At 68.4% G+C, this 25,188-nt stretch carries 24 protein-coding genes; 11 read left to right on the forward strand and 13 right to left on the reverse strand.

Annotation, left to right across the window (positions count from 1 at the left end; translation table 11 throughout):
• Positions 1 to 26: 26 nt before the first annotated feature.
• Positions 27 to 998 carry a D-erythronate dehydrogenase gene (denD, locus tag WJ16_RS30485; RefSeq protein WP_069260685.1) on the forward strand — a complete coding sequence of 324 codons (972 nt, stop codon included), beginning with the start codon at positions 27 to 29 and terminating at the stop codon, positions 996 to 998.
• A gap of 47 nt (positions 999 to 1,045) precedes the next feature.
• Here denD and WJ16_RS30490 read toward each other — a convergent pair whose 3' ends face one another.
• From WJ16_RS30490 to WJ16_RS35150, 3 genes are all read right to left on the reverse strand, one after another.
• Positions 1,046 to 2,134 (reverse strand): lysylphosphatidylglycerol synthase domain-containing protein, encoded by a 1,089-nt coding sequence (locus tag WJ16_RS30490; protein ID WP_069260686.1) that lies wholly within the window; start codon positions 2,132 to 2,134, stop codon positions 1,046 to 1,048.
• Complete coding sequence (hpnI, locus tag WJ16_RS30495; RefSeq protein WP_084636136.1) at positions 2,131 to 3,300, reverse strand: bacteriohopanetetrol glucosamine biosynthesis glycosyltransferase HpnI; 1,170 nt, start codon at positions 3,298 to 3,300, stop codon at positions 2,131 to 2,133. The genes WJ16_RS30490 and hpnI overlap by 4 nt, the downstream gene beginning before the upstream one ends.
• Positions 3,301 to 3,362: 62 nt before the next feature.
• Entirely contained in the window at positions 3,363 to 3,938 is a 576-nt protein-coding gene (locus tag WJ16_RS35150) for a hypothetical protein (protein ID WP_157126883.1), read from the reverse strand.
• Positions 3,939 to 4,005: 67 nt separating this feature from the next.
• Between WJ16_RS35150 and WJ16_RS30505 the strand changes: the two genes are divergently transcribed.
• The 3 genes from WJ16_RS30505 (at position 4,006) to WJ16_RS30515 (ending at position 6,714) form a co-directional block, all read left to right on the forward strand.
• Positions 4,006 to 4,665 carry a response regulator gene (locus WJ16_RS30505; RefSeq protein WP_069260688.1) on the forward strand — a complete coding sequence of 220 codons (660 nt, stop codon included), beginning with the start codon at positions 4,006 to 4,008 and terminating at the stop codon, positions 4,663 to 4,665.
• On the forward strand, positions 4,662 to 6,116 hold the full coding sequence (locus WJ16_RS30510) for an ATP-binding protein (protein WP_069260689.1): 1,455 nt from the start codon (positions 4,662 to 4,664) through the stop codon (positions 6,114 to 6,116). Before WJ16_RS30505 ends, WJ16_RS30510 begins: the two co-directional genes overlap by 4 nt.
• A gap of 70 nt (positions 6,117 to 6,186) precedes the next feature.
• The gene (locus tag WJ16_RS30515) at positions 6,187 to 6,714 is read left to right on the forward strand and encodes a cytochrome b (RefSeq protein WP_069260690.1); all 528 of its coding nucleotides are present in this window, start codon (positions 6,187 to 6,189) and stop codon (positions 6,712 to 6,714) included.
• 267 nt (positions 6,715 to 6,981) lie between these two features.
• Here WJ16_RS30515 and WJ16_RS30520 read toward each other — a convergent pair whose 3' ends face one another.
• Positions 6,982 to 7,257: a DUF4148 domain-containing protein gene (locus tag WJ16_RS30520; RefSeq protein WP_069261231.1), complete on the reverse strand. Its 276-nt coding sequence runs from the start codon at positions 7,255 to 7,257 to the stop codon at positions 6,982 to 6,984.
• Positions 7,258 to 7,337: 80 nt separating this feature from the next.
• Positions 7,338 to 7,682 (reverse strand): DUF4148 domain-containing protein, encoded by a 345-nt coding sequence (locus WJ16_RS30525; protein ID WP_069260691.1) that lies wholly within the window; start codon positions 7,680 to 7,682, stop codon positions 7,338 to 7,340.
• Positions 7,683 to 7,924: 242 nt separating this feature from the next.
• Here WJ16_RS30525 and WJ16_RS30530 point away from each other — a divergent pair, with 242 nt between their 5' ends.
• On the forward strand, positions 7,925 to 8,614 hold the full coding sequence (locus WJ16_RS30530; protein ID WP_069260692.1) for an aspartyl/asparaginyl beta-hydroxylase domain-containing protein: 690 nt from the start codon (positions 7,925 to 7,927) through the stop codon (positions 8,612 to 8,614).
• Positions 8,615 to 8,639: 25 nt separating this feature from the next.
• On the opposite strand, the gene WJ16_RS30535 is transcribed toward WJ16_RS30530, so the two are convergent.
• Positions 8,640 to 9,596 carry a LysR substrate-binding domain-containing protein gene (locus tag WJ16_RS30535; protein ID WP_069260693.1) on the reverse strand — a complete coding sequence of 319 codons (957 nt, stop codon included), beginning with the start codon at positions 9,594 to 9,596 and terminating at the stop codon, positions 8,640 to 8,642.
• A gap of 80 nt (positions 9,597 to 9,676) precedes the next feature.
• Between WJ16_RS30535 and WJ16_RS30540 the strand changes: the two genes are divergently transcribed.
• From WJ16_RS30540 to WJ16_RS30550, 3 genes are all read left to right on the forward strand, one after another.
• Positions 9,677 to 10,075 (forward strand): nuclear transport factor 2 family protein, encoded by a 399-nt coding sequence (locus WJ16_RS30540; protein ID WP_069260694.1) that lies wholly within the window; start codon positions 9,677 to 9,679, stop codon positions 10,073 to 10,075.
• A 220-nt stretch (positions 10,076 to 10,295) separates the two neighbouring features.
• Positions 10,296 to 10,565, forward strand: a complete 270-nt coding sequence (locus WJ16_RS30545) for a ubiquitin family protein (RefSeq protein WP_069260695.1) — start codon at positions 10,296 to 10,298, stop codon at positions 10,563 to 10,565.
• Positions 10,566 to 10,639: 74 nt separating this feature from the next.
• Complete coding sequence (locus WJ16_RS30550) at positions 10,640 to 11,788, forward strand: WD40/YVTN/BNR-like repeat-containing protein (RefSeq protein WP_069261232.1); 1,149 nt, start codon at positions 10,640 to 10,642, stop codon at positions 11,786 to 11,788.
• 69 nt (positions 11,789 to 11,857) lie between these two features.
• Here WJ16_RS30550 and WJ16_RS30555 read toward each other — a convergent pair whose 3' ends face one another.
• Complete coding sequence (locus WJ16_RS30555; RefSeq protein WP_069260696.1) at positions 11,858 to 12,790, reverse strand: LysR substrate-binding domain-containing protein; 933 nt, start codon at positions 12,788 to 12,790, stop codon at positions 11,858 to 11,860.
• Positions 12,791 to 12,938: 148 nt separating this feature from the next.
• Here WJ16_RS30555 and WJ16_RS30560 point away from each other — a divergent pair, with 148 nt between their 5' ends.
• A complete protein-coding gene (locus tag WJ16_RS30560) occupies positions 12,939 to 13,364 on the forward strand; it encodes a PACE efflux transporter (RefSeq protein WP_069261233.1) in 426 nt (141 codons plus the stop codon).
• Positions 13,365 to 13,373: 9 nt separating this feature from the next.
• On the opposite strand, the gene WJ16_RS30565 is transcribed toward WJ16_RS30560, so the two are convergent.
• The 5 genes from WJ16_RS30565 to WJ16_RS30585 all read right to left on the reverse strand — a co-directional run bounded on the left by WJ16_RS30565 (position 13,374) and on the right by WJ16_RS30585 (position 18,514).
• Positions 13,374 to 14,000, reverse strand: a complete 627-nt coding sequence (locus WJ16_RS30565; RefSeq protein WP_069260697.1) for a trimeric intracellular cation channel family protein — start codon at positions 13,998 to 14,000, stop codon at positions 13,374 to 13,376.
• A gap of 296 nt (positions 14,001 to 14,296) precedes the next feature.
• Complete coding sequence (locus WJ16_RS30570; protein WP_069260698.1) at positions 14,297 to 15,244, reverse strand: choline ABC transporter substrate-binding protein; 948 nt, start codon at positions 15,242 to 15,244, stop codon at positions 14,297 to 14,299.
• Between the two features lie 104 nt (positions 15,245 to 15,348).
• Entirely contained in the window at positions 15,349 to 16,347 is a 999-nt protein-coding gene (locus tag WJ16_RS30575) for a GlxA family transcriptional regulator (RefSeq protein WP_011354068.1), read from the reverse strand.
• A gap of 108 nt (positions 16,348 to 16,455) precedes the next feature.
• Positions 16,456 to 17,352 carry a choline ABC transporter permease subunit gene (gene choW / locus WJ16_RS30580; RefSeq protein ID WP_069260699.1) on the reverse strand — a complete coding sequence of 299 codons (897 nt, stop codon included), beginning with the start codon at positions 17,350 to 17,352 and terminating at the stop codon, positions 16,456 to 16,458.
• Entirely contained in the window at positions 17,345 to 18,514 is a 1,170-nt protein-coding gene (locus WJ16_RS30585; RefSeq protein ID WP_069260700.1) for a quaternary amine ABC transporter ATP-binding protein, read from the reverse strand. The genes choW and WJ16_RS30585 overlap by 8 nt, the downstream gene beginning before the upstream one ends.
• Positions 18,515 to 19,119: 605 nt before the next feature.
• On the opposite strand from WJ16_RS30585, the gene WJ16_RS30595 reads away from it, so the two are divergent.
• Both WJ16_RS30595 and WJ16_RS30600 read left to right on the forward strand, forming a co-directional pair.
• Positions 19,120 to 22,557 (forward strand): DUF2339 domain-containing protein, encoded by a 3,438-nt coding sequence (locus tag WJ16_RS30595; protein ID WP_069260702.1) that lies wholly within the window; start codon positions 19,120 to 19,122, stop codon positions 22,555 to 22,557.
• Positions 22,554 to 23,912, forward strand: coding sequence for a DUF3999 domain-containing protein (locus WJ16_RS30600; RefSeq protein ID WP_069260703.1), 1,359 nt, complete (start codon positions 22,554 to 22,556; stop codon positions 23,910 to 23,912). Before WJ16_RS30595 ends, WJ16_RS30600 begins: the two co-directional genes overlap by 4 nt.
• Before the next feature lie 227 nt (positions 23,913 to 24,139).
• Here WJ16_RS30600 and WJ16_RS30605 read toward each other — a convergent pair whose 3' ends face one another.
• Positions 24,140 to 24,928, reverse strand: coding sequence for a GNAT family N-acetyltransferase (locus tag WJ16_RS30605; RefSeq protein WP_069261234.1), 789 nt, complete (start codon positions 24,926 to 24,928; stop codon positions 24,140 to 24,142).
• Positions 24,929 to 25,188 lie beyond the last annotated feature (260 nt).

The following is a 25,188-nucleotide window of genomic DNA, read 5'->3' on the forward strand; positions in this document are numbered from 1 at the left end:
CCCGTATTCCTCTGAGGGTGAAGAACATGAAAGTACTGATCACCGGCGGCGCCGGCTTCCTCGGCCAGCGTCTCGCGCGCAAGCTGCTCGAGCGCGGCGAACTGACCGGCCCCGGCGGCCGCAGCGAGAAGATCGACGAGCTGGTGCTGCTCGACGTCGTCGCGGGCAGCGATTTCGGCGACGCACGCGTGACGTCGATCGTCGGCGACATCGCCGATCGCACGGTGCTCGACAGCGCGATCGACACGCAGACCGGCGCGATCTTCCACCTCGCGGCGATCGTCAGCGGGCAGGCCGAAGCCGATTTCGATCTCGGCATGCGGATCAACCTCGATGCGTCGCGCACGTTGCTCGAAGTGTGCCGCGCCTGCGACCACCAGCCGCGCGTCGTGTTCACGAGCTCGGTCGCGGTGTATGGCGGCGCGCTGCCCGACGTCGTGCAGGACGATACCGCGCTGAATCCGCAATCGTCGTACGGCGCGGAGAAGGCGATCGCCGAACTGCTGCTGTGCGACTACGCGCGGCGCGGCTTCGTCGACGGCCGCGTGCTGCGCCTGCCGACGATCAGCGTGCGGCCGGGCCGGCCGAACGCGGCCGCGTCGTCGTTCGCGAGCGGCATCATCCGCGAGCCGCTGAACGGCGAGGAAAGCGTGTGCCCGGTGCCGGGTTCGACGCGGCTGTGGCTGCTGTCGCCGCGCGGCGCGATCGACGCGCTCGTCGCCGGCTGCGAGATCGACGGTGCGAAGCTCGGCAGCAAACGGGTGATCAATCTGCCCGGCCTGTCGGTGTCGGTCGACGAGATGATCGCCGCGCTGCGTGAAGTTGCCGGCGACGACGTCGTAAAACTGATCCGCCATGTGCCCGACGAGCGCGTCGAGAAGATCGTCGGCAGCTGGCCGGGCCGCTGGGATACGTCGCGCGCGGAAGCGCTCGGGCTGAAGGGCGACACGTCGTTCGCGGACGTGATCCGCAGCCACATCGCGGACGAACGGCGCTGATTCCCGCGCCGCCCGCCGCGCGTGGGCGGCATGGGCGCCCGGTCGCATCAATGCGGCCGGGCGGATTCCCCGATGGGCAACGACGCGCGTTTCGTGCCGCCCGGCCGATGCGTCGAACCGGCCGCCCACTGCCATGCGAGCAAGCCCGGCAGATAGAACAGCAGGTCGCGCACGCGGCGGGCGCCGGCCAGTGCGAGACAAGTCGGCGGGTCGAACCCGAGCAGTCCGCCGATCAGCACGAACCCGCCCTCCTGCACGCCGAGGCCGCCCGGCATCAGGAACGCGATGCTGCTCACGAGCTGGATCAGCGCCTCGATCGCGAGCGCCTGCGCGAAGGTCGGCTCCGCGCCGAGGAAGTACAATGCGAGCCAGATTTCCAGCGCGTAGCCCACGAACTGAAGCGTCTGCCAGATCACGAGATAACGCACGACGATGCCGGTCTTTCTCCAGATCATCCGGATCGACTGATCGGTGCGCGCCGATTCGCCGACGAGCGCCACCACCTTGCCGCTCGTGACACGGTTGAGCACGCGCATCGCGCGCTCGAACGGCCGCGCGTGCTGCACCAGCGCGAACAGCAGCAGCACCGGCACCAGCGCGGCCATGCCGATCGCGAGGTTGCCGGCCACCCGCGCGGCATCGGACGACACGTGCTCGAGCACGTAGCCGATCGCGACCAGCGCGAACACCAGTTGGCTGATCAGCGTCAGCTGCATGTCGGCGACGAGGCTCGCCACCACGGTCGCCGGCCGCACGCCCGCCTGCCGCAACAGGCCGAACGATACGATCTCGCCGCCGATCCGCGCGACCGGCAACAATCCGTTGATCGATTCGCGAATCCACACGAGCTTCAGCATCGTCGCGAACGACGGCCGGCGCGGGCTGCGGATCAGCATCCGCCAGTCCCATGCATTCGCGAGCATCGGCAGGATGTGCGCCAGCGCCGCGAGCAGCAGCCCCGCGCCGGCGATCTGCAGCCGATGCAGGATGTCCAGTGGATGTTCGCGCCAGATCAGCCACACGGCGAGCGCCAGCCCGCCCAGCGCCGCCACCTGCCCCACATGGCGAAGCCGCGCGTCGCCCCGCGCGGCGTTCCGCTCCGCTGCATCGGCGCCGGGGTTCGTCTGCATCGTCATGATTCGCTCGCCGACGACAGCAGGCCTTCCCGGTCGACGCGAAAGCGCGTGCCGCGCCACACGACGTGCGACGAGAAGAAACTCGACACGAACACGAAGAACTGCAGGAGATCGACGAACGGCAGCCAGATCGCGCCGCGCAGGCCCGCGCCGGTCGCGCGGCTCGTTCTCAGCATCAGCAGCGTGCGCGCGACGAGCGCCGCCACCGCCAGCCAGCACGCGGCAGCCGTGCCGCCGGAGAACGCCAGCGCCAGCAGCGCGAGCGGCACCGGGTGCATCAGCACCGAGCCCGCGTGACCGAGCCGGTCCGCCGCGCGGATCGTGCAGCTCCAGCGCAACTCGTGTGCGTAGAGCTTCGCGAACGTCTCCTCGACACACGCATGCCCGACGACGAACGGCGGGATGACGACCTGCGCGCCTACCTGCCGCACCGCTTCGCCCAGCGCGTGATCCTCGGCCAGGTGATGCGCGAAACGCGTCAGGCCGCCGATGCGGTCGAGCGTTGCGCGCGTGATCGCGATCGTCTGGCCAAAGCACGGCCGCGCACGCCCGATGAAGAGCCCGGTGATCACGCCCGGCAGGAAATGGTAGTTCGTCATCGCGACCGCGACACCGGACCAGAAGCCCGGCGATGCGATGCCGCGATACACGCTCGTCACGATGCCGACATCCGGCTGCTGTAGCGCGCCGACGACGGCACACAGATAATCGCGCTCGACCAGCACGTCGCTGTCGGCGAGACAGAGCACCGAATACTCCGCGTGTTCGAGCATGTTCACGAGATTCGCGATCTTGCGGTTCGGCCCGTACAGCCGCGCATCGGCGACAACCTTGACGTTCGCGTCCGGGTAGCGCGCGCGCAGCGTCTCGACGGCGGCAAGCGCCTTGTCGGCCGCATCGTGCACGCCGAACAGGTGCTGGACGGGGCCCGGATAATTCTGCACGAAGAAGCTTTCGAGATGCTGTACGAGTTGCCACTCGTCACCGTGCAGCGGCTTCGCGACGGTGACGCCCGGATACGCGCGCGGCCGGGCCGCCGCCCGGGAAAAGAACCGGCCGACCAGCACGCTGGCCGTGACCGTATAGGCAATGCCCAGCAACACGCCCAGCCCGCAGACGATCGACATTGCGCCGGCCAGCGCGTGCAGCACATGCAGCAAAACCATGCTTCTCCCCAGTGGTGACCCGTACGACCACGACACCCCGGCGCAGCCGCGCGCACGCGGGCTCACCCGTGCGCGCCGCCGTATCGATTCCCGTGCAGCCGGATGTGAAGAACGACCAGGCGACGGTACGCGCAATCAGATGACACAACTACCGTGCGGCGATCGATTCCGGTCACACGCACGTAGCCGCATGCGACGGCGGCCCGAAACGCCGTATCGGCAAGCTTGCGGGCTGAAAGGATCGCGGTGGCGACCGCGATGACGGTCCAGACGCGAAACGTCGTCGTGGTAAAAAATGCTTCGGGTATGCGGCCTGCGAGCAACGACACCAGCACGAAACACTGAATGAACATGCCGGCCAGTGCGGCGATCAGCAGGTGGGCACGCCATCGCCCGATCGTCGAAGATGCCATGGAGAATGAACCTCCCGTACGGACGACACGCATCGATCGGAGATCGATCGAAAGGGCCGCGGATTGACGGGCAAGCACGCGCGGCATGTGCCGGACATGCGTGACCCGGTTCGGGATCCTGGGAACGGATGACACCCGAGAAACGGTGTGGCCGATGGTAGCGGGATTGCCGGAGGCAAACCTTAAGCGTTCTTCAGAATCGCGGAAAGCCGGATGCTGCACCATTACAATCCGTTGCACGCATGCACGGTTGCACTCGTACAATCGCAGGCATCCGCCCCCCGAATCGACCATGCGACTCCTCCTTGTTGAAGACGACGACCTGATCGGCAGCGGTCTCGAGATCAGCCTGAGTCAGGCCGGCTATCACGTCGACTGGTTGCGCGACGGTCACGCGGCCGCCGCGGCGCTCGCGACGACGCGCTTCGCGCTCGTCGTGCTCGATCTCGGTCTGCCGGGAAAATCGGGCACCGAACTGCTGCGTGCGTTGCGAGACGCGGGCGATACGGTCCCCGTGCTGGTGCTGACCGCGCGCGGCACCGTGGCCGACCGCGTTCGCGGCCTCGACGACGGCGCGGACGACTATCTCGCGAAACCGTTCGAGCTGACCGAGGTGCTTGCCCGTTGTCGTGCGCTCGTGCGCCGTTCGCAAGGTCGCGCCGGTGATGAAATCGTGTGGCGCGACATCACGATCGACCTGACCGCCCACACGGTGACGCGCGATGCATCGCGTATCGCGCTGACCTCGCGCGAGTGGGCGATCCTGGTTCAGCTCGTCAGCCACCCGGGCGCGCCGCAGTCGCGCGCGCGCCTCGAAGACACGCTGTACGGCTGGCAGGAAGGCATCGAAAGCAATGCGATCGAGGTCCATGTCTCGAACCTGCGCAAGAAGCTCGGCGCGGAACTGATCCGCACCGTCCGCGGCATCGGCTACGTGGTCGACCTCGCATGATCTCCCGCTCGATACGGCGCCGCGTTTCATCGATGGCGCTCGGCTGCGTGACCGTCGTGTGGCTCGTCGCCGTATTCGGCGGCTTCCGCTATGCGACGCGCGAGATCGGCGAATGGGAAGACGCCCGCCTCGTCGAATATGCGTCGCTCCTGGTCGATCTGTCGGCCGCCGACCTCGGCCGCCTCGCCCGTTTTCCGCCGGACGCACGCGTCGAACTGGATCGCGGCAGCGCGAGACCCAGCCCTGAAAGCGATGGCGATCGCCTGCCCCGCGACATCCTGTTCGAGGTACGCGACGCCCGAGGCAACGTGGTCGCATCGAGCCTTCCGGCCGAAGCGGCCGCGTTGCCGGATATCCGCAACCCGCGCGGCGCCCCTGAGACGATCGTCATTCACGATGCGCCGTGGCGTACGCACACATTGCGCGACAATGCGTCGGGGCGCTGGATACGCGTGATGGAGATCGCCAATACGCGCAGCGATCTGGCGACCGGCATCGCACGCGGCATCGTCCTGCCGCTGATCGTCGCGCTCCCGGTGCTGGCGCTCCTCCTCTGGTACCTGATCGGGCGCGGTCTCGCGCCGTTGAAAACGCTTTCGACGCTGATCGGCGCGCGCGACGCGCGATCGCTCGAACCGCTCGCCATCGCGACCGTGCCGGACGAGGTGCGCACGCTGGTCGACGCGATCGACCGCCTGCTGGCCAGGCTGCGGCAATCGATCGTGCGCGAACGCGCGTTCACGTCCGACGCCGCGCACGAACTCAAGACGCCGCTGGCCGCGATCAAGGTCCAGGCCCAGGTCGCGATCGCGTCCGACGATCCGGCTCGCACGCAACTGGCGATGCAGCGGGTCGTTCAAGGTGTCGACCGCAGCGCGCGGCTCGCCGAACAGTTGCTGCTGCTCGCTCGACTCGACGAATACGAACGCATTCCGACGCGCGCCGTCGTCGTTCGCGAACTCGTCGACGCCGCGATCGATCGCCATCTCCACAAGGCTTCGGACAAGGCCATCGACGTCGTGGCCGGCCACGTATCCGGCCGGGCGATCGATGCCGATCCGATCCTGATCGGCATCCTGCTCGACAACCTCGTCGACAACGCCGTCAAGTACAGCCGCGCGGGCGGCCGCATCGAACTCGCGGTGCATGACGACGGCGGGCGGCAACGCATCGTCGTGCGCGACGACGGCCCGGGCGTCGCGCCCGGCGAGCACGAGCGGCTCGGCGACCGTTTCTATCGCGGCAGCGGCGCGCAGTCGCCCGGCAGCGGACTCGGGCTGTCGATCGTCACGCGCATCACCCAGTACTTCGGCGGCACCGTGCAATTCGGGGCCGGCATCGGCGGCCGGGGCCTCGGCGTCGCGATCACGCTGCCGTCGGCGGACGCGGGCGGCTCGGTGCCGGCCGGCACACCCGACGACCGGTCGTCGCGTGCGATGCCGCGCGCTTAACGTTTCGTTAAGGAAGCATCCGTAGAATTCGCCCGATCGATATCGTCCCCGTCGTACGTCAGGAGTCCGCATGTCCACGCCCGCCCGCTATGACGCCGTTGCGCGCTTTCTTCACTGGCTGATCGTCGCGCTGGTCGTTGCGCAATTTGCGATCGGCTGGACGATGCCCGACGTGCACCGCGATACGCAGCCCATCGGCCTGATCGCCGCGCACCTCCTCGTAGGGACCGCGCTGCTCGCCGCGATGGCTTGCCGCGTGCTGTGGCGCGCGACGCATCGCCCGCCCGCGAGCGACCTGCCGCGCGCGATGCGCGCACTGTCGGGCGTCACGCATTTCGCGCTCTACGCGCTGCTGATCGGGGTGCCGCTGCTCGGCTGGATCAACGCGTCGTCGCGCGCCTGGGGCGTGACGCTACTCGGCATCGTGCCGTTGCCCGCGCTGTCGGCGGCCGGCTCCGGATTCGGCCACGCGATGGGCGGCGTGCACGGCATCCTCGCCTGGGTGCTGTTCGGCGCCATTTGCCTGCACGTCGCAGCCGCACTGGCGCACCGCTTCGTGCTGCGCGATCAGGTCGTGCAGCGCATGCTGCCCTGGTGATCGCCACGCTGGCGGCGCGGTATGCCACCGCGCACATGAACCGTGTTGCCGCCGAGGCCGATACCGTCTTCGTTCCGGTTCATCGCACGACCGGCCTGCCCGCCTGTCGCGCGCGGCTGACGAGATGATCGCGGCGCCGTGCGAAACGGCGCGCGATGACAGGCAGCGCAGCCGGCGCCCCTCTGCCGCGCCGCGCGTGACGAACGGCTGCGGGACTGCCGTGCCGCGAACACGGCGGACTGAAGTCACACAAGACCATGTCGGCACCTAGTTGCCGGTCGGCGCCGGCATGCCGGCCGCCGGCGCAAGCGCGGCGGCCGCCGCCGTTCGGGCCCGGTCCTGCTCGGCCAGCTTCGCTTCCGCCGCCTGGATGTCCGCCGGATACTCGCCTTCGTCTCCCTTCGCCGGGTCGTACCCGGCCGCTTCCAGACGCATCAATTCGTCGCGAACCTGCGCACGCGTCAGCGGCGCAGCCGTTTGTGCGAATGCCGACTGACAGACGATCGCTCCGATCATCGTCAGGACTACGATATATGTTTTCATCATGAACTCCTTCAATGTTACGCATCGATCAACCTTGTCGAAAACCTTGAATGCCTGACCCGCGGATGCAGGCGGCTGCGTCAGCTCCCGAAATAAATCGTGCAGAAACTCGCGGGGCCGACGCACGCGGCGGCACCCTGACGCGGCGACATCGTCGCCGGCTTGCCCGCTTCGGATGACGTGGCCGGATCGCTGCCGACCGCCGTGCTGGCCCGATGCCCGGGCATCCGTTCGACCTGCTGCTGAAACAGCGGGCTCACGTCCGGATACGACGTATCGGTCACGAAGCGCAGCCCGTTGTTTTCAGCGTCGATCAGTTCCTGCCTGACCTGCGCGCGTGTCAGTTCCTGGGCCGACGCTTGAGTCGCGATACCCGCGAGAGAAATCGCCGCCACGGCGGCGGCCACCAGCCAATGCGTATGCATGTTCCACTCCTCGAGAAGTCAACGAGACGATGTGCTACACCCGTATGACGCCGGAGCGTGTGCGTTTATTCCCGCGCGTCGCGCAGCCCGGATCACGCGGCTTCTCCGGTGCCGGAAGCGCCTGCGACGAACGTTCATGAAACTGTCATTCTTTCGTCAGCCGGCGTAACCTGACGTAACGCAGCGCGCGCCGCGCTTCGTGCAGACTGACGACACCTTTACGGATCGCCCTTCGATCGACCATGTCCGTCGCTTACGACTATGCAGCCGGCCTGTTGCGCACGCTATACGACCGCCATATCGACAGCGGCGCCGTGCTCGATACGGCCGCGTTTCCCGATGCCGAGCGTTTCGTCCGCGCGTGGGCCGACATCCGGGCAGAGGCATTCGCGGTGGCGCGCGACATGCCGCGCATCCCGCGCTTTCACGAAATCATGCGCGAGCAGTACGACATCTCGGCCAACGACGCGCGCGACTGGCGGATGTTCATCATGCAGGCGTACGGCCAGCCGTTCCCGCGCAACCTGTCGCGCTGCCCGACCGTCGCGTCGATCGTCGCGACGTCGCCGGACGTGCTGTCCGCATCGCTGTCGTTCCTCGCGCCCGGCAAGCACATTCCGCCGCATCGCGGCCCGTTTCGCGGCATCCTGCGCGGCTATCTCGTGCTGTCGATGCCGACGCGCGCGGACGGCACGCCGGCCGCCGTGCTGAAGGTCGACGGCCACGAATACCGGCTCGAGGAAGGACGCTTCCTGCTGTGGGACGACACGTTCACGCACGAGGTGTGGAACGACAGCGACGCGGTGCGGATCGTGCTGCTGCTCGATATCCGCCGGCGCGGGATGCCGCGCTGGCTCACGTGGCTGTCGAATGTGGTGATCGGTATCGTGCGGATCGGGATCCGGATGCGCGGGCGGTCGATTCCGGTCTAGCGCGTGTGACCGGCACGGATGCCCGTCACGCGGTGCGCGGCGAATCGTCCTGCGCGAGTTCCGTCAGGATCGACGTCAGCGCGCGAATCCTGGGTTGCGTCGCGCGCGGCGACGGGTACACGAGAAAATAGCCGAGACCGTTGTCCACGACGTCGCCAAAGGGAGCCACCAGCGTCCCGGCCACGAGCCGGTCCCGGGCCATGCGCGGGTCGCCGATCGCCACGCCGTGCCCCTGCTCCGCGGCCGTGAGCGTCAACTCGAGCGTGTCCAGTACCAGCCCGGTTTCCGGATCGACCTGCGTCGCGCCGACCGCAGCGAGCCAGCAGCGCCACTCGTCATGCCCGCGGGCGGGATGAAGCAACGTGGCCCGCGCAAGGTCGGCGAACGATTTCAATGAAGCGGCCAGCGTGCCGGTACACATCGGCGTCAGCCGCTCCGCAAACAGCGGAACCGACACCATGCCGGCCCAGTGCCCGGCCCCGCGCACGACGATCGCGTCGACGTCGGTTCCGGCGAAATCCGGCGTGTCGTCCGCCGACGTCTGGATCCGCAGTTCGGTCGGCTGGAGTGCGCGATGGATCGCGGGAAGACGCGGCAGCAGCCAGCGGATCGCGAAGGTGGACGGCAACCGCAGCGTGAGAACCGGCGCGACGCCGCCATGAACTTCCGCGTGGCGTGCCAGTTGCGTCAGGACGTCGACGGCCACCGTCAGCAACGCGCCGCCTTCCGCGGTCAGCGCCAGCCCCGACGCATGACGCACGAACAGCGCGCACCCGTAATGCACTTCCAGTTGCTGCACCTGACGGCTCACCGCACCCTGGGTCCTGCACAGATGATCGGCGGCCCGGCTGAAGCTGCCCAGTTCGGCGGCGGCGACGAATGCCTGGAACGCCGTCAACGGCGGCAGCGCTCGCGTGAGTTCGGCAAGCGGGTATGCACGGGCCGCATGCCCGGGTTGCGGATTTTTCGATTGTTCGGTCATCGCTGCATCGCTATCGTGGTTGCATCGGATTCGCAGCGGCTACTGCGTCCCGGCTCGTCAACAATCAGCGGAGAAAGAGCATGGTCTCGTCGTCGGAGGCACTATACACGCAGCAGGTCGACACCTACCTGAAGGCGCTCGAGCGCGGCGACGTCGCGTCGATCTGCGCGCTGTTCACGCCGGATGCACGGATTTTTTCTCCGTTTCTCGGCTGGATGCAGCCGAAACCGTTCTTCGACAAGGTCGTTGCCGCATCCGGACAAAGCCGGATCACCCTGATCGACATCTGCGTCAGCGCGACCGGCACACGACGGGCAACGGGTTACTTCGTGTACGACTGGGGGCTTAACGACGGCTCGGCGGTGCAGTTCGAATGTGTCGACGTGTTCGAATTCGACGAAAGCGGGCTCGTCGAGCGCATGGTCATCGTGTACGACACGCACCCCGTCAGGGAGACGGTTGGCGACAAGTATGCGTAGTACAACTGCCTGACGCGTGCCGCCACGATCGCGGCACGATTGTTGCCGATTCACCGAATCCTGTCGACCGGGCATGGCGATCGCGTTGTCCGGGCCGCTGTCTTTCGACCCCGCTATATCGCCGACAGCCTGCCGCCGGCATGTGACGCGGCCCTGAAACGCCCGGCGGGATCGCGTAAACTACAGACCGTCCCTTCGCCCCTCTTCCGATCTGCCCGTCATGGCGCATCTCTTCTTCGCCGCATCGATCCAGCGGCATGTCGAAACGCCCGAACGCGAAGTCGATGCGAGTTCGGTCTGCGAAGCATTCGACACCATTTTCAGCGAGCAGCCGCGACTGCGCGGCTACATCCTCGACGACCAGGGCGCGCTGCGAAAACACCTGTCGGTCTTCATCGACGGCCAGCCGATCCGCGACCGGCAGCGCCTGTCCGATGCGCTCGGCGACGCGAGCCGCGTGTATGTCGTCCAGGCGCTGACGGGCGGATAAAGGGACCCATGCACGGGCGCAGCCCCGATAACAAGCGCTATCGCGCCAAGGCGGACCATCAGGAGACATCGCACATGAACGATCGACTGCTCGTCGCGACCCGCAAGGGCTTGTTCGTCATGCAACCCGACGGTAGCGGCGGCTGGACGCCCGGTGAACCGCATTTCATCGGCGAGCCCGTCAGCATGGCGCTCGCCGACCCGCGCGACGGCACGCTCTATGCGGCGCTCAACCTCGGCCATTTCGGCGTGAAGCTGCACCGCAGGCGAGCGGGCGCCGTCGATTGGGAAGAATGCGCGGTTCCCGTCTATCCGCCGCAGCCTGCCGACGAACCGCCTGGCGGCGCCGGCGCGCACGTGGGCAAGGGCGACGCGGACGACGAGCCCCCCGCCCCGCCGCAGCCGCCGTGGACGCTTCAGCAGATCTGGTCGCTCGAAGCCGGCGGCGCCGACGAGCCGGGCGCGCTGTGGGCAGGCACAATTCCCGGCGGGCTGTTCCGCTCCGACGACCACGGCGACTCATGGGTACTGAACCGCACATTGTGGGACCGCCCCGAACGCACCGAATGGGGCGGCGGCGGCTACGATGCGCCGGGCATTCATTCGGTGATGGTCGATCCGCGCGACAGCCGGCACGTGACGATCGGCATCTCGTGCGGCGGCGTCTGGCAGACCGCCGACGGCGGCGCGACGTGGCGGGTGACCGCCGACGGAATGGAAGCCGACTACATGCCGCCCGAACGGCGCGGCGAGCCCAACGCGCAGGACCCGCACCGCGTCGTGCAGTGCGCGGCGAACCCTGACGTGCTGTGGACGCAGCATCACTGCGCGATCTTCCGTTCGACCGACGGCGCCGAACACTGGCGGCGCATCGAGGCGCAGCCTTCGAGCTTCGGTTTCGCGGTGGCCGTGCACCCGCGCGAGCCGGATACGGCGTGGTTCGTGCCGGCCGTGAAGGATGCGTGCCGGATTCCGGTGGATGGCCGCTTCGTCGTCGCGCGCACGCGCGACGGCGGGCGCAGCTTCGAGCAGTTCTCGAACGGGTTGCCGAGTGCGCCGGCGTACGACCTCGTGTATCGGCACGGGCTCGCGATCGACGACACCGGCACGCGCCTCGCGATGGGATCGACCACTGGCGGGTTATGGACGTCCGATGACGGCGGCGAGAACTGGCAGTTGGTGTCTGCGCATTTGCCTCCGGTTTATTGCGTCAGGTTCGGGTGAGCGCACGCGGTGGGGCCGGTTTCCCCGCTCCGGGATGGCGATTTCGGAGCGGGGCGCACAGCCCGCCCGTTACCGCTCGATGTCCGACTCCCCCATCCGCCCCACCGCGTCCCGCGTCTGCGCAATCTCCGCCGCGAGCCAGTCCAGAAACGCCCTGACCTGCGGCTCCCGCTCCCGTCCCGGCCGGCACAGCGCGACGAAGCGCGCGCCTTCGATCCGCACCGCCGGCTCGATCGGCGCCAATGCCCCGTGCGCGACATGCTCGGCGGCCAGCACCGAGCTGAGCAGCGCGATGCCCTGCCCGTGCAGCACCGCCTGCAACGCGTAATGCTCGTCGTCGTAATGGCGAAACACCGCGCGTTCGAGCCACGCTTCGCGGCCGGCCGCACGGCACCACGACGCCCAGTCGACCGACACCGGCAGCGGCGTATCCCACACGGTCTCGATCAGGTCGAGCGGCTCGTCCGTGCGATGCGCATCGAACCCGGCGGCCGCATACGCGCCGAAATACTCGTCGATCAACGCAATCTCGTGCAGCGCCGGAAACGTGCGCGACGTCGCGCGAATCGCGAGATCGATCCGCGCATCGCGTTCGAGATCGGCGAGCGTGTTGCCCGTTTCGACCTTGATGTGCAGTTGCGGATCGATGCGACGAAACCGGCCGAGACGCGGAATCAGCCACATCGCGGCAAACGCGGGCGTGGTGGTCAGCACGAGCGTGCGGTCTTCGGGCGTCTCCGGCCGCACCGCATCGAGTCCGCTGCTCAACGCGAGCAGCGCATCGTGACTCGTGCGAAACAGGCGCTCGCCTTCGTCCGTGAGCCGCACGCCGCTCGCCCCGCGCTCGAACAGCAGCACGCCGAGCCGGCTTTCGAGCGACTTGATCTGATGCGACACGGCGGCCGGCGTCACGGACAGTTCATCCGCTGCAGCCTTGAATGCGCCGAGGCGCGCCGCCGACTCGAATACACGCAATGCGGTCAGGGGAATTTTCGAGAACACGGGGGCCTCGCGGGCCGGATCGGGCCGGGTTGAATTGGAATCAATCGGGGTGAGATTAGGTGAATTGAAGCGGACGTGCAACGCGCATAGCCTTGCGGGACGTCGCGGCACGGTGCCGCGGCGCGTGACGGTCAACCGGAGCAACTACGTGCAAGGCCTACCGCGCAGGATCACGCAGGCGGTGCTCTACGAAGCGATCGCGATTTCGTGCATCTCGCCCGCGATCGCGGCGATCTTCAAGCAGGACCTCGTCTATTCGGGCGCTCTGTCGGCAACGATGTCGGCGATCGCGCTGCTGTGGAACATGCTTTTCAACGCGCTGTTCGAGCGCTGGGAAGCGTCGCGCCGGCGGCCGACGCGCACGCTCGGGCGACGCATCCTGCACGCGACCGGATTCGAAGGCGGGCTGATCTTCATCCTCGTGCCGGTCGTATCGTGGTGGCTCGACATCTCGTGGCTCGACGCGTTCGTCGTCGACATCGGGCTGTTTGCGTTCTTCTTCTGCTATGCGTTCGTGTTCCAGTGGGCGTTCGATCGGGTGTTCGACGTACCGGCGGCGACGAAGGAACCGTGAGCCGAGCGCTCACGCGCCGGTGGTGATTTTCGGCAATTGCCAGCCGAAGCGCACCGCCGCCATCCGCAGCGCAAAGCACGCAACACCGCCCAGCACGGCCGCGACGACCGGCGGACAACCGAGCCGCCGGCACGACACGACGCACACCGCGCCGAGCAGCGCCGCGCTCGCATAAATATCCGTGACCAGGACCGCCGGCACCCGCGCGAGCAGGATGTCGCGCACGACACCGCCGCCGCAGCCGGTCACGGCGCCCATCAGCGTCGCGATGAACGGGTGAACCCGGAATTCGAGCGCCTTCACCGCGCCCGCGACCGCGAACAACGCGAGGCCGGCCGCATCGAGCGTCGTGAGCAGCGACGGAGAAAACGCGGCGACCCGCTCGTGAAACACGAACGCGAACAACCCGGAAGCGAACGCGAGCGCCGGATAGCGCCAGTCGCTCACGGCGCTCGGCGGCCGTGCGCCGATCAGCAGGTCGCGGATCACGCCGCCGCCGAGCGCGACGACGAGCGACAACACCATGACCCCGAACAGGTCGAGTCCGGCGCCGATCGCCGCATTCGCGCCCTCGATCGCGAACACCACCGTGCCCGCGAGATCGGCGGCGAGCACCACTTGCTCGATGCGCTTCATGCGAAACGACCGTCGGGATGCCGCGTCATCCGGCTGCGGCCCGCGTCGGCACGCATGGACATGCCGTTCAGCCACCTGCCGTGTTCGTGTCGCCATCCGGATACATCACGCGTGTTGCGGATCATCGCCGCCTCCTCGATCGGGATCGAGCAGTCTAGCGCATCGTCCTCTTGCCATCGCGCCGCGCGTGAAGCCGAATGCAAAAAGCCGGTGGAGGCAGGACGTGCGCCCCGCTTCCACCGGCTCGACGACGCGCCGGGCTCCCGGTCAGGACCGTGAAGCCCCGTGCCCGTCGCTCAATGCACGCCGAGATACGCCTTCACCGCCGGCAGCCCCGGCTTGCCGTCGAGCGTCGTCACGCCGGCGAGCCACTTGTCGAGCGCCTGCGGGTTCGCCTTCAGCCACTCGGCCGCCGCCTTGTTCGGGTCTTCCTTGTTCATGATCGGCATCATCACGTGGTTCTCGATCGACGTCGTGAACTGCAGGTTCGACACGAACTTCGCGACGTTCGGGCAGCGCTGCGAATAATCGGGCGGCGTCGCGGTCAGCACCTTCGCTTCGCCGTAGTTCGGACCGAACACGGCGTCGCCGCCGCTCAGGTAGTCGATCTTCATCTGCACGTTCATCGGATGCGGTTCCCAGCCGAGGAACACGATCCACTGCTTGTCGCGGATCGCGCGATTCACCTCGACCAGCATCCCGGCTTCGCTCGACTCGACCATCTTGAACTTCCCGAGGCCGAACTGGTTGCCGTCGATCATCTTCTTGATCAGCAGGTTGCCGTCATTGCCCGGCTCGATCCCGTAGATCTTGCCGTTGAGCTTGTCCGCGTATTTCTGGATGTCCGCGAACGACTTCAGGCCGCCCTGGTACACGTAGTCGGGCACCGCGAGCGTGTATTTCGCGCCGGTCAGGTTCGGCGTCGCGAGCACCTTGATCGTGCCGGCCTTCGTGAACGGCTGGATGATCGGGTCCATCGTCGGCGACCAGTAGCCGAGGAACACGTCGATCTGCTTGCTCTTGATCCCCGCGAACGTGATCGGCACCGATGCGATCGTCTTCGTCGGGTTGTAGCCGAGCCCCTGCAGCATCGTCGATGCGAGGCCGGTGGTCGCCGCGATGTCGGACCAGCCGACATCCGCGAAGCGCACGTTCTTGCATACGGGCGGATCGGCCGCATACACGGCCGACATCGGCGCGGTTATCCCGACCCCGCACACCGCTGCGATCAATAGGCGCTTCATCTTGCTTCTCCTCAAAGTGATGTCGTTTGCTTGAATGCGGGATCGTTTATTGAAGCCGCGCGCCGCGATCCCGGCGGCGTCGCGGACCGAATCGTCGCCCCGGTTCAGCGCCCCGGCAGCCGGCGCTCGTAGCTCGGCGCATGGCCGAACTGCGCGCGATAGGCCTTGCTGAAATGGCATGGCGAATGAAAGCCGCAGACGGTCGTCACGCGCGCGATCGACGCGTCGGTCGTGCGCAGCAGGTCGCGTGCGCGTTTCAGGCGCAGCGTCAGGTAATAGTGGGTCGGCGACACGTTCAGGTACACCTTGAACATGCGCTGCAGATGCCGCTGCGACAGCCGCACGAGCCGCGCGAGTTCCTCCAGCGACAGCGGCTCCTCGATGTTCGCCTCCATCAGCCGCACGACCTCGATCAGCTCGGCGCGCGAGAAGCCGACCCGCGCATCGACCGGAATCGGCTGCGTATCGGTCGAACTGCGGATGCGCTCCAGGATGAACTGCTCGGACACCTGCGCGGCCAGCTGCTGGCCGAAACGCATGCCGACGAGGTTCAGCATCAGGTCGAGCGGCGCGGTGCCGCCGGTGCAGGTCAGCCGGTCGCGGTCGACGACGAACAGCTCGTCGGCGAACCCGACCTGCGGAAACTCGGCATGCAGCGCGGACAGGTTCTCCCAGTGCACGGTGCAGCGATAGCCGTCGAGCAGCCCGCTCGACATCAGCGCGTACGCACCGGTGCAGATACCGCCGAGCGGCAGCCCGCGTTCGGCGAGGGCCGCGAGCGTATCGCGCGCGCCTTCGTCGACCACGTCGCGGATGCGGATACCGCCGCACACGATCATCACGTCGGGCAGGTTCGTGTAGTCGAGCGCCTGCGTGGGCCGTACCGCGATGCCGTTGCTGGCGTGCACCGGACTGCCGTCGAGCGAGTAGATCGACCACTGGTAGTGATCGGCTCGCCCGACGTAGTTCGCCATCCGAAGCACTTCGACGGCGCTCGAGAACGCGATCATCGAAAAGTTCGGCAGCGTCAGGAAGCCGAAATGGGCAAGAGACGAAACCGGTGAAACGCAGGCGGCGGGCGCCACGGCGACGGCGGACGTCACATCGGTCTCCTGGCGAGGAGGTTGCAGGGGGCTAGCCCCGCGGCGCGAACCGCGGAGGCCGTTATCAAATATTCAGGGTGAGCGGCCGGCGGTGCCGGCCGCCGGAGGTCACGCTTGTGCGTGTGCGGCTTTCACGCGAAACAGCTGCTTGAGGCCCGAGAACAGCGGCGCCTTCACGGTGCCCGGCGCGCGGCCGAAGCTCTCGGTGATGCGGTCGAGAATGATCGCGAGCAGCACGACCGACAGGCCGCTTTCGAAACCGAGACCGATGTCGAGGCGCTGGATACTGGCGAGCACGTCGTTGCCGAGACCGCCCGCGCCGACCATCGACGCGATGATCACCATCGACAGCGCCATCATGATCGTCTGGTTCACGCCCTGCATGATCGACGGCAGCGCGTTCGGAAACTGCACCTTGTACAGCAATTGCCACGGCGTGCAGCCGAATGCCTGGCCGGCTTCGACGATCTCGCGGTTCACGTGGCGGATACCGAGGCTCGTCAGGCGCACCGCGGGCGGCATCGCGAAGATCACCGTCGACAGGATCCCCGGCACGCGGCCGAGACCGAACAGCATCGCGGCCGGAATCAGGTAGACGAAGGCCGGCATCGTCTGCATCAGGTCGAGGATCGGGCGCACGATCGCGGCAACCCACTTGCTCTTCGCGGCCCAGATGCCGAGCGGAATGCCGAGCACGAGGCTGATGATCGTCGACGACAGCGTGAGGCCGAGCGTGATGACCGTCTGGTCCCAGAAGCCGGTGGCGAAGATCAGCAGCAGCGACGCGGTGGTGAACAGCGCAAAGCGCCAGCCCACCCGCCACAGCCCGACGCCGATGAAGATGGCCATCATCATCCACATCGGGATCGCCTGCAGGCCGTGCTCGACGAATGCCGCGAGCCCTTCGATCGCCTGGCCGATCGCGTCGAACGTCTTTGCGTCGTGGTCGAGCAGATAGTGAACGGACTGGTCGACCCAGGTACCGAGCGGAATCATTTCAGACATGGGAACCTCGCGAACGCGTGATGGCCTTCAGGATGAGCGCACGATCGACCGAGCCGCAGTAGCAGCCGTCGTCGTCGACGACCGGCAGTGCATTCGGGCTCGCGACCACGCGCGCGACGACATGTTCGAGCGACGCGTCGCGCCGGATGCTTTCGATCGGCCGCACCGACGGCGTGGCCTGACCGAGCGCGTCCCGCGTGACGAAGCCGCGGATCTTGCGTTCGGCGTCGAGCACGAACGCGTATTCGGCGCTGCCGTTGAGCGTCGCCGCGACGTTCGCGGCATCGCACTTCGACACGAGCGGCACGGCGCCCGTCTGCATCAGGTCGCCGGCCGTGAGGTAGCGGCTGGTGTCGATGCCGTCGAAGAATGCGCGCACGTAATCGTCGGCCGGGTTCGCGATGATGTCCTGCGGCGTGCCGACCTGCACGAGCCGGCCGCCTTCCATGATCGCGATGCGGTTGCCGATGCGCAGCGCTTCCTCGAGATCGTGCGACACGAACATGATCGTGCGGCGCTGCTCCTTCTGCAGTTGCAGCAGCACGTCCTGCATTTCGCGGCGCTTGAGCGGGTCGAGCGCGGAGAACGCCTCGTCCATGATCATCAGCGACGGGTTCACGGCCAGCGCGCGGGCCAGGCCGACGCGCTGCTGCATGCCGCCCGACAGCTCGGACGGCAGCTTGTGCGAGAACGGCGCGAGGCCGACCTGCTCGAGCACTTCCATCGCACGGCGCTCGCGCTCCTTCTTGCCCATGCCCGCGACTTCCAGCCCGAACGCGGCATTCGACACCACGGTGCGATGCGGCATCAGCGCAAACGACTGGAACACCATGCTCATGTCCTTGCGGCGCAGCGCGGTCAGCGCCGAGCGGCGTGCCGACGCGACATCGAGCCCGTCGATCATCACCTTGCCGGCGCTCGGATCGACCAGCCGGTTCACGAGGCGGATCAGCGTGGACTTGCCGGAGCCGGACAGGCCCATCAGCACGAAAATTTCGCCTTCCTGCACATCGAAGGAGACGTTGTGCACGCCGACGACCTGGCCGGTGCGCTTGAGCACATCGTCCTTCGTCGCGCCGGCGGCGAGCATGTCGAGCGCCTGCCGCGGATTACTTCCAAACACCTTGCACAGACCTTCGACCACGACCTTGGGGGCATCCATCGAAACCTTCTCCTCGTGTAGCGGGGACTCGCACTTGCATAGCGTGCCTACATAGTTGCCAGAAAAAACCCCGACCTGCCGACGAATTACGACAAACGCTTGCGCAAATACGACACGGTCGCCGGCCCCGCCCGGCGGCCCGCAGCACGGGTCGGCACCCGATTGCGGCGGCGCAATACGCGCACGGCCAGCAACGGCGGGCATCGCGCACCGGACTTGTGCGCAGCAGCGCGACGCATATCGCGCCGCGCGGTGCGCCGATTCGCATCGGGCGCGCGTCGCTTTACGACAATTTCACGTCCGTTCGCGCGTCGCTCTGCTCTGACGAATGCGCGTCGCATGCACCGGTAAAAAGCATGATCGTGCAGAAAGAACCGCGTGGCGACACCGGACGGCGCATGCCGCGATACCGCGTCAACCCGGAAAATCCACGATGGCCGCTGTGATACATTCCCCGCCAACAGGCTGATCGCGACGCAGGCCGCCACGCGGCCCCCGCTGTCAGCAGCGCATGCCGGTTCGCCTGCCGGCCATGCCGACACCGCCTCGATCGGCAAACATCCGGTCGCAGGCCGATAACGATACGAGAGAGGGAGCAAGGCGAGATGAACTGGGCTTTTACCGCAATCGGCTTCATCGTGGGCGGGATTGCCGCATTGATCGGGGACTTCTCCGCCATCAACGGCGCAGTGCTCGGCGCCGCGATCGGGTTCTGCCTCGACAACACGCTGCAACAGCGCAAGCGCAAAGCCAAGGGCGCGACACCCGGCACGTTCGCGATGCAGGCGCCGCCTGCACCGCCGCCGGTTCCGCTGGCCGAGCGCGTCGCGCGCCTCGAAGCGACCGTCGAGACGCTGACGCGTGAAGTCGCGTCGCTGCGCGGCCAGCTTGCCGGCGCGCACGCCGGCTCGGCCACCCCCGGCGCGACCGCGCCCACACCCGCGGGCACCGCAACTGCATCCGCATCCGCCACGCCATTCGCCCCTGTCCCGCCGTCGGCTGCGCTGCCGCCGCGCCCGCCGGCCCAGCCGGCAGCCGCACGCGCGGACGCATCCGCATCCGCATCCGCATCCGCATCCGCATCCGCATCCGCATCCGCATCCGTATCGGCGCCCTCTTCCGCACCGGTTCGCGCCGCCGCACCGGCGCCGGCCACGACGCCCCGTGCAAGCGAAACACCGGCCGCACCGTCGATCCCGCCCGCACCGCCCCAACCGCGCGAACCCGGCATCGCCGAGCGCGCGTTCCGCGCCGCGCGCGACTGGCTGCTCGGCGGCAACACGGTCGTGCGCGTCGGGATCGTCGTGCTGTTCTTCGGTGTCGCGTTCCTGCTCAAGTACGCGGCCGACAACAATATGCTGCCGATCGAATTCCGCCTCGCGGGCACCGCGCTCGCCGCGGCCGCGCTGCTTGCGGTCGGCTGGCGCGTGCGCGCGCGCCGCGCCGCGTACGGGCTCGTGCTGCAGGGCGGTGGCGTCGGCATCCTGTACCTGACGATCTTCGCCGCGACCAAGCTCTACGCGCTGCTGCCCGTCGGCGCCGCGTTTCCGCTGATGGTGGCCGTGTGCGCGCTGAGCGCGTTCCTCGCGGTGCGGCAGAACGCACTGCCGCTCGCGTTCATGGGCAGCGCGGGCGGCTTTCTCGCACCGGTGCTGCTGTCGACCGGCCAGGGCAACCACGTCGCGCTGTTCAGCTACTACGCACTGCTGAACGCAGGTATCTTCGCGATCGCGTGGTTCAAGGCGTGGCGTCCGCTGAACCTGCTCGGCTTCGTGTTCACGTTCACGATCGGTTCGGCGTGGGGCGTGACGGCCTACCGCCCCGCGCTGTTCGCGAGCACCGAGCCGTTCCTGATCCTGTTCTTCCTGATGTATGTCGGCATCGCACTGCTGTACGCGGTGAAGCGCGAGCTCGCGCTGCGGCACTACGTGGACGGCACGCTCGTGTTCGGCACGCCGATCGTCGCGACCGCGCTACAGGCGTCGCTCGTGAAGGACGTGCCGTTCGGGCTCGCGTGGAGCGCGGTCGCGCTGTCGGCGTTCTACGTCGCGGTCACCGCCTGGCTCGCGCGGCGCCGCGACCGCCTCGCGCTGCTGTTCGAATCCACGCTCGCGCTCGCGGTGATCTTCGCGACGCTGGCCGTGCCGCTCGCGTTCTCGGGCCCGACGACGAGCGCCGCGTGGGCGATCGAAGGCGCGGCCGTCGTGTGGCTCGGCGTGCGCGAGAAGCGCATGCTGCGCTTCGGCTTCGGGCTGCTGATGCAGGTTGCCGCGGCCGGTGCGTTCTTCACGAGCCTGCTCGGGCGGGCCGACACCACCGCGCTGCCCGTGCTCAACAGCCCGTACATCGCGATGCTGCTGATCGCGCTCGCCGGCCTGTTCACCGGCTGGTGGCTGCACGGGCGCGGCGAAGCGCGCGCGTGGCATGCGTGGATGCCCGAAATCGGCGCCGCCGCGGCCGCGTGGGGGCTGCTGTGGTGGGTCAGCGGCGGGCTGCACGAGATCCTCGTCTACGCGAGCCGTCACGTCGACCTGCATGCCGATCGCTTCGTCGTCGATACGACCGCGCTGTTCGCGGCCGGCACCGCGTGGCTCGCGCACGTCGCGCGCCGCCGGCTCGCGTGGCCGCTCGCCGAATGGCCCGCGCTCGCGCTGACGCCGGTGCTGGCGCTGCTCGCGCTGCGCGCGTTCGATGCGCATGAGGCGCCGCTGTCGGGAATGGGCGCGTTCGCGTGGCCCGTCGCGGTCGGCGCGGCGCTTGCGCTGCTGTGGCGCCAGTCGCGCGGGCCGGCGACCGTCGAACCCGCGACAGGCACCGCGCCCGGCCCAGTGCCATCCGTCGCCGCGGGCATCGTCGCTCCGCTGCACACGCTGACGTTCTGGACAGTGTGCGGGCTGCTGTCGCTCGAAGGCTTCTGGCGCCTGCGCGCGTACGTGCCCGAAGGCGCATGGAGCTGGAGCGCGTGGGCCTACGGCTTCGGCGCGCTGCTCCTGCTGGTGTCCGGCCCCGGCTCGCGCCTGCGCTGGCCCGTCGCGGCGTTTCCGCGCGCGTACCAGGTGTGGGGCGCGGCACCGCTCGCCGCACTGCTGTGGCTGTGGAGCGTCGCCAGCGTGATCAGCGACGGCAACGCGGCGCCGCTCTTCTGGCTGCCGCTGCTCAATCCGCTCGACATCGCGCAGTTCCTGGTGTTTGTCGCATTCGCCGTATGGCTGCGCCGCCTGCGCACGCTCGGCATCGCGTGGCATCCGCGCATCGTCGACTACGTGGCGATCGCAACCGTGTTCCTGTGGTTCAACGCGCTGCTGCTGCGCACGCTGCATCACCGTTTCCATACGGGTTACGACATCGACACCGTGCTGTCGTCGTTCGGCATCCAGCAAGTGTTCATGGTCGGCTGGAGCCTGTTCGCGTTCGCCGGGATGTGGCTGACGCGTCGCGACGGCATCGCCCGTGTGTGCGCGCTCGCGTCGCTGCCGCTGATCGTCGTGATGTGGGTGTGGACCTTCTACGCGAACTTCACGCAGGACGGCGGCAGCTGGGCGCGCGTGCCGCTCTTCAACCCGCTCGACCTCGTGCTCGCGGTCGTCTATGCGCTCGCCGCGTCGTGGTTCGTGCGCGCGCGCAAGCTCGGCTGGTCGTTCGGCCAGTACCGCGTCGAACTGCTGAGCGCAGCGGGGGCGACCGCGTTCCTGTGGCTGAACGCGATCCTGCTGCGCACGCTGCATCACTGGGCCGGCGTGCCGTACGCACTCGGCGCGATGGCGGAATCGACGCTCGTGCAGGCGTCGGTGTCCGTGTACTGGACGCTCTGCGCGCTCGCGATCACGATCTGGGCCACGCGCCGCGGGCTGCGCCCGCTGTGGTTCGTCGGCGCCGCGCTGCTCGCGCTCACGGTCGTCAAGCTGTTCCTGTTCGACCTGTCGCACGTGACCGGCATCGAGCGCATCGTGTCGTTCATCGGCATCGGCGTGCTGCTGCTGTTGATCGGCTACTTCTCGCCGCTGCCGCCGAAGGCCGCCGCGCCACGGGACGACGCCGCATGAAACGATTCGCCGCCCTGCTCGGACTGAGCGTGCTCGCGTCGTTCGCCGCGGCCGACGGCGCGCCGGAGGCCGGGCGCGTCGCGCAGCGCTTCTCGCTCGACCTCGACGGCGCCGCCGCGTATTACCAGCTCACCGTGCCGCAGCCCGTCTATGCGGCGAGCCGGCGCGACGATCTCGGCGACGTGCGCATCTTCAACGGCGCGGGCGAGCCGGTGCCGTATTCGCTCGATGCACCCGCCGCGGCCGCACCCGCCGTGCCGCCGCACCGCACGCCGGTGCACTGGTTTGCGCTGCCGCCCGCGCGCGCCGACGACGGCAACGCACCGCTCGGCGTGACGGTCGGCCCGGACGGCGCGCTGCGCGCGGGCGTCGCCGCACCGGCGCGCGCGAAGCATGGCGCGGATCTCGTCGACCTCTCGCATGCGGATGGCAACATCGACGCGCTGCTCGTGCACGTGGGCGACGACAGCTACCAGGGGCGTGTCGCCGTCGAAGCCAGCGACGACCTGCGCAACTGGCGCGCACTCGGCAGCACGCAACTGCTGAAGGTCGGCCACGGCGACGACATGCTGGTGCAGGAACGCATCGCGCTCGACGGCGCGGCGCCGCGCTATCTGCGGCTCGACTGGCTCGACGGTGCGCCCGCGATCGCATCGATCGACGTCGAAACGCACCCGCGCGATGCGCTCGGGACCGATACCGCGTCCGTGCCGCGCCAATGGCGCGACGCCGTACGCGTGCGGGCGGGCGGCACGCCCGGCGAATACCTGTTCGACACCGACGGCGCGTATCCGGTCGACCGCGTGCGCATCGACCTGCCGCAGCCGAACACCGTCGCGCGCGCGACGCTGCAGAGCCGCGCCGACGCGCAGGCGCCGTGGCGAGACGTCGCGGCTGCCGTGCTGTTCCGGTTGCACGGCAAGGCCGGCGAGCAGCGCAATCCGCCGCTCGAGTTCGCGGCGAATACGGATCGCGCGTGGCGGATCGTCGTCGACATGCGCAACGGCGGATTCGGCGGCGGCCAGCCGGCCGTCTCGATCGGCTGGCATCCGGCCGCGCTGACCTTCGTCGCACGCGGCACGCCGCCGTTTACGCTCGGCGTCGGCGCCGCGTCGCTCGGGTCGTCGGCCGCGAGCCGCGATGCGTTGCTGGTCGGCATGGCGCCCGAAGTGCGGCCCGCGCGCGTCGGCGCGGCGTTGCCGGTTTCGGCGGTCGCGCCGGCACCGGCCGCCGACACGGACGCCCCGCGCCGCTACGTGCTGTGGGCGGCGCTCGTCGTCGCGGTCGGCGTGCTCGGCACGATCGCATGGCGCGTCGCGAAAGGCGGCGGCGCTACGCACGGCCGCGACGAGTAACGCCGCGCGGTCATGCCCGGGCCCGTTCGCAGGCCTGCGGCACGATGTCGATCAGCGCAATGAACGGCAATGACACGAGCACGCCGCGCGGCAGCATAAAAAGCGCGTAAACATCGGTTTCGCCGCGATGCGGCGGGGGTGTCTCGAGGGCCTGACACGAGCGGGAGCGCCACACTCCGCTCACGCGACGTTTGCGCGGCAAAACAGGAAAAGACGGCGCGCGGCGGTCAGCCGAACGTGTAGCGTCCGTGCTGACGCGGCCGCCACGGCGACGAGCGGCAGCTCGCGGCACCGGCCGCGCGTCGCGCCGCCCAGCCCGCGCCACGCCGCACGTGCCGGTCGCGTCGGGCCATCGCAGCCGCACGCGACGGCAACGCGTGCACAAGACGACGCACGGCCGCCACGCGTGCGGCCATGCGCGACGCCGTCGACACGCGACGCACGACGTGCGCGACGGGCCGCTTGCAGAGAATCGCGCTGTCGTAGCACTTGCCGTCGAAGCGCATCACGTCGACGACGTCGAAACCCTGCGCGCCGTAGAACGCGAGCAGGTGCGACGCGGGATGCGGCGTATCGAGCGCGAGCAGCGTATAGCCGCGCAATGCGGCCCATTGCTCGGCGAACGCGAGCAGCAACGCGCCGATCCCGCGGCTCTGGCAAGCCGGGTCCACCGCCACCTGCCGCACGCTCGCGACGCCTTCGCGCCGGTACAGCGAGCATGCCGACGACGGATCGGTCGCATACAGCGTGGCCGTGCCGATCACGCGCCCGCCGCACACGGCGACATAGCACTCGCCCGCTTCCGCGCGACGGCGCGTGACGTCGACATCCTGGTCGACGCACGTGCAGTTGAGCCCCATCGCGCCGAGCCGCGCGAACGCGCGATGCAGCATCGGCGTGAGTTGCGCATAGCTGTCCAAAGCCGGATCGAAACGCCGCACGATCACCCGATCGGCGCACGCGACAGGCGGCGCGGCAGGTGTGCGTTCGGCAGTTGCGTTCCAGGGTATCGACATCGCCATGCTCCGTGGTTGGGATGCCCGAAGTCTAGGAGCGCGCCGACCGCCCTCGCAAGAAAAAATGTCGTAAAAGTCGGGCAGTTGGCGAGCGGAAGAAACGGTGGCGGCGGTGCGTGCGGCAACGCTGCGCGCGTCGTGGCGAACGCGTGACGGAATGCCGTTCGTTGCCCGCGCAAGCAACGCATCGCGCGACGGCATCGCTCGCCGGCGTGCGCCGTTGACACATGCGGCGACGCCCGCCAGACTCGCGGATTCCT

Source organism: Burkholderia metallica, from assembly GCF_001718555.1.
GTDB lineage: Bacteria > Pseudomonadota > Gammaproteobacteria > Burkholderiales > Burkholderiaceae > Burkholderia > Burkholderia metallica.

Excerpts from the sequence above, each read along its gene's own strand:
- denD (WP_069260685.1), top strand. The coding sequence starts at position 27 with ATGAAAGTACTGATCACCGGCGGCGCCGGCTTCCTCGGCCAGCGTCTC.
- WJ16_RS30490 (WP_069260686.1), bottom strand. The coding sequence starts at position 2,134 with ATGACGATGCAGACGAACCCCGGCGCCGATGCAGCGGAGCGGAACGCC.
- hpnI (WP_084636136.1), bottom strand. The coding sequence starts at position 3,300 with ATGGTTTTGCTGCATGTGCTGCACGCGCTGGCCGGCGCAATGTCGATC.
- WJ16_RS35150 (WP_157126883.1), bottom strand. The coding sequence starts at position 3,938 with ATGGTGCAGCATCCGGCTTTCCGCGATTCTGAAGAACGCTTAAGGTTT.
- WJ16_RS30505 (WP_069260688.1), top strand. The coding sequence starts at position 4,006 with ATGCGACTCCTCCTTGTTGAAGACGACGACCTGATCGGCAGCGGTCTC.
- WJ16_RS30510 (WP_069260689.1), top strand. The coding sequence starts at position 4,662 with ATGATCTCCCGCTCGATACGGCGCCGCGTTTCATCGATGGCGCTCGGC.
- WJ16_RS30515 (WP_069260690.1), top strand. The coding sequence starts at position 6,187 with ATGTCCACGCCCGCCCGCTATGACGCCGTTGCGCGCTTTCTTCACTGG.
- WJ16_RS30520 (WP_069261231.1), bottom strand. The coding sequence starts at position 7,257 with ATGAAAACATATATCGTAGTCCTGACGATGATCGGAGCGATCGTCTGT.
- WJ16_RS30525 (WP_069260691.1), bottom strand. The coding sequence starts at position 7,682 with ATGCATACGCATTGGCTGGTGGCCGCCGCCGTGGCGGCGATTTCTCTC.
- WJ16_RS30530 (WP_069260692.1), top strand. The coding sequence starts at position 7,925 with ATGTCCGTCGCTTACGACTATGCAGCCGGCCTGTTGCGCACGCTATAC.
- WJ16_RS30535 (WP_069260693.1), bottom strand. The coding sequence starts at position 9,596 with ATGACCGAACAATCGAAAAATCCGCAACCCGGGCATGCGGCCCGTGCA.
- WJ16_RS30540 (WP_069260694.1), top strand. The coding sequence starts at position 9,677 with ATGGTCTCGTCGTCGGAGGCACTATACACGCAGCAGGTCGACACCTAC.
- WJ16_RS30545 (WP_069260695.1), top strand. The coding sequence starts at position 10,296 with ATGGCGCATCTCTTCTTCGCCGCATCGATCCAGCGGCATGTCGAAACG.
- WJ16_RS30550 (WP_069261232.1), top strand. The coding sequence starts at position 10,640 with ATGAACGATCGACTGCTCGTCGCGACCCGCAAGGGCTTGTTCGTCATG.
- WJ16_RS30565 (WP_069260697.1), bottom strand. The coding sequence starts at position 14,000 with ATGAAGCGCATCGAGCAAGTGGTGCTCGCCGCCGATCTCGCGGGCACG.
- WJ16_RS30570 (WP_069260698.1), bottom strand. The coding sequence starts at position 15,244 with ATGAAGCGCCTATTGATCGCAGCGGTGTGCGGGGTCGGGATAACCGCG.
- choW (WP_069260699.1), bottom strand. The coding sequence starts at position 17,352 with ATGTCTGAAATGATTCCGCTCGGTACCTGGGTCGACCAGTCCGTTCAC.
- WJ16_RS30585 (WP_069260700.1), bottom strand. The coding sequence starts at position 18,514 with ATGGATGCCCCCAAGGTCGTGGTCGAAGGTCTGTGCAAGGTGTTTGGA.
- WJ16_RS30595 (WP_069260702.1), top strand. The coding sequence starts at position 19,120 with ATGAACTGGGCTTTTACCGCAATCGGCTTCATCGTGGGCGGGATTGCC.
- WJ16_RS30600 (WP_069260703.1), top strand. The coding sequence starts at position 22,554 with ATGAAACGATTCGCCGCCCTGCTCGGACTGAGCGTGCTCGCGTCGTTC.
- WJ16_RS30605 (WP_069261234.1), bottom strand. The coding sequence starts at position 24,928 with ATGTCGATACCCTGGAACGCAACTGCCGAACGCACACCTGCCGCGCCG.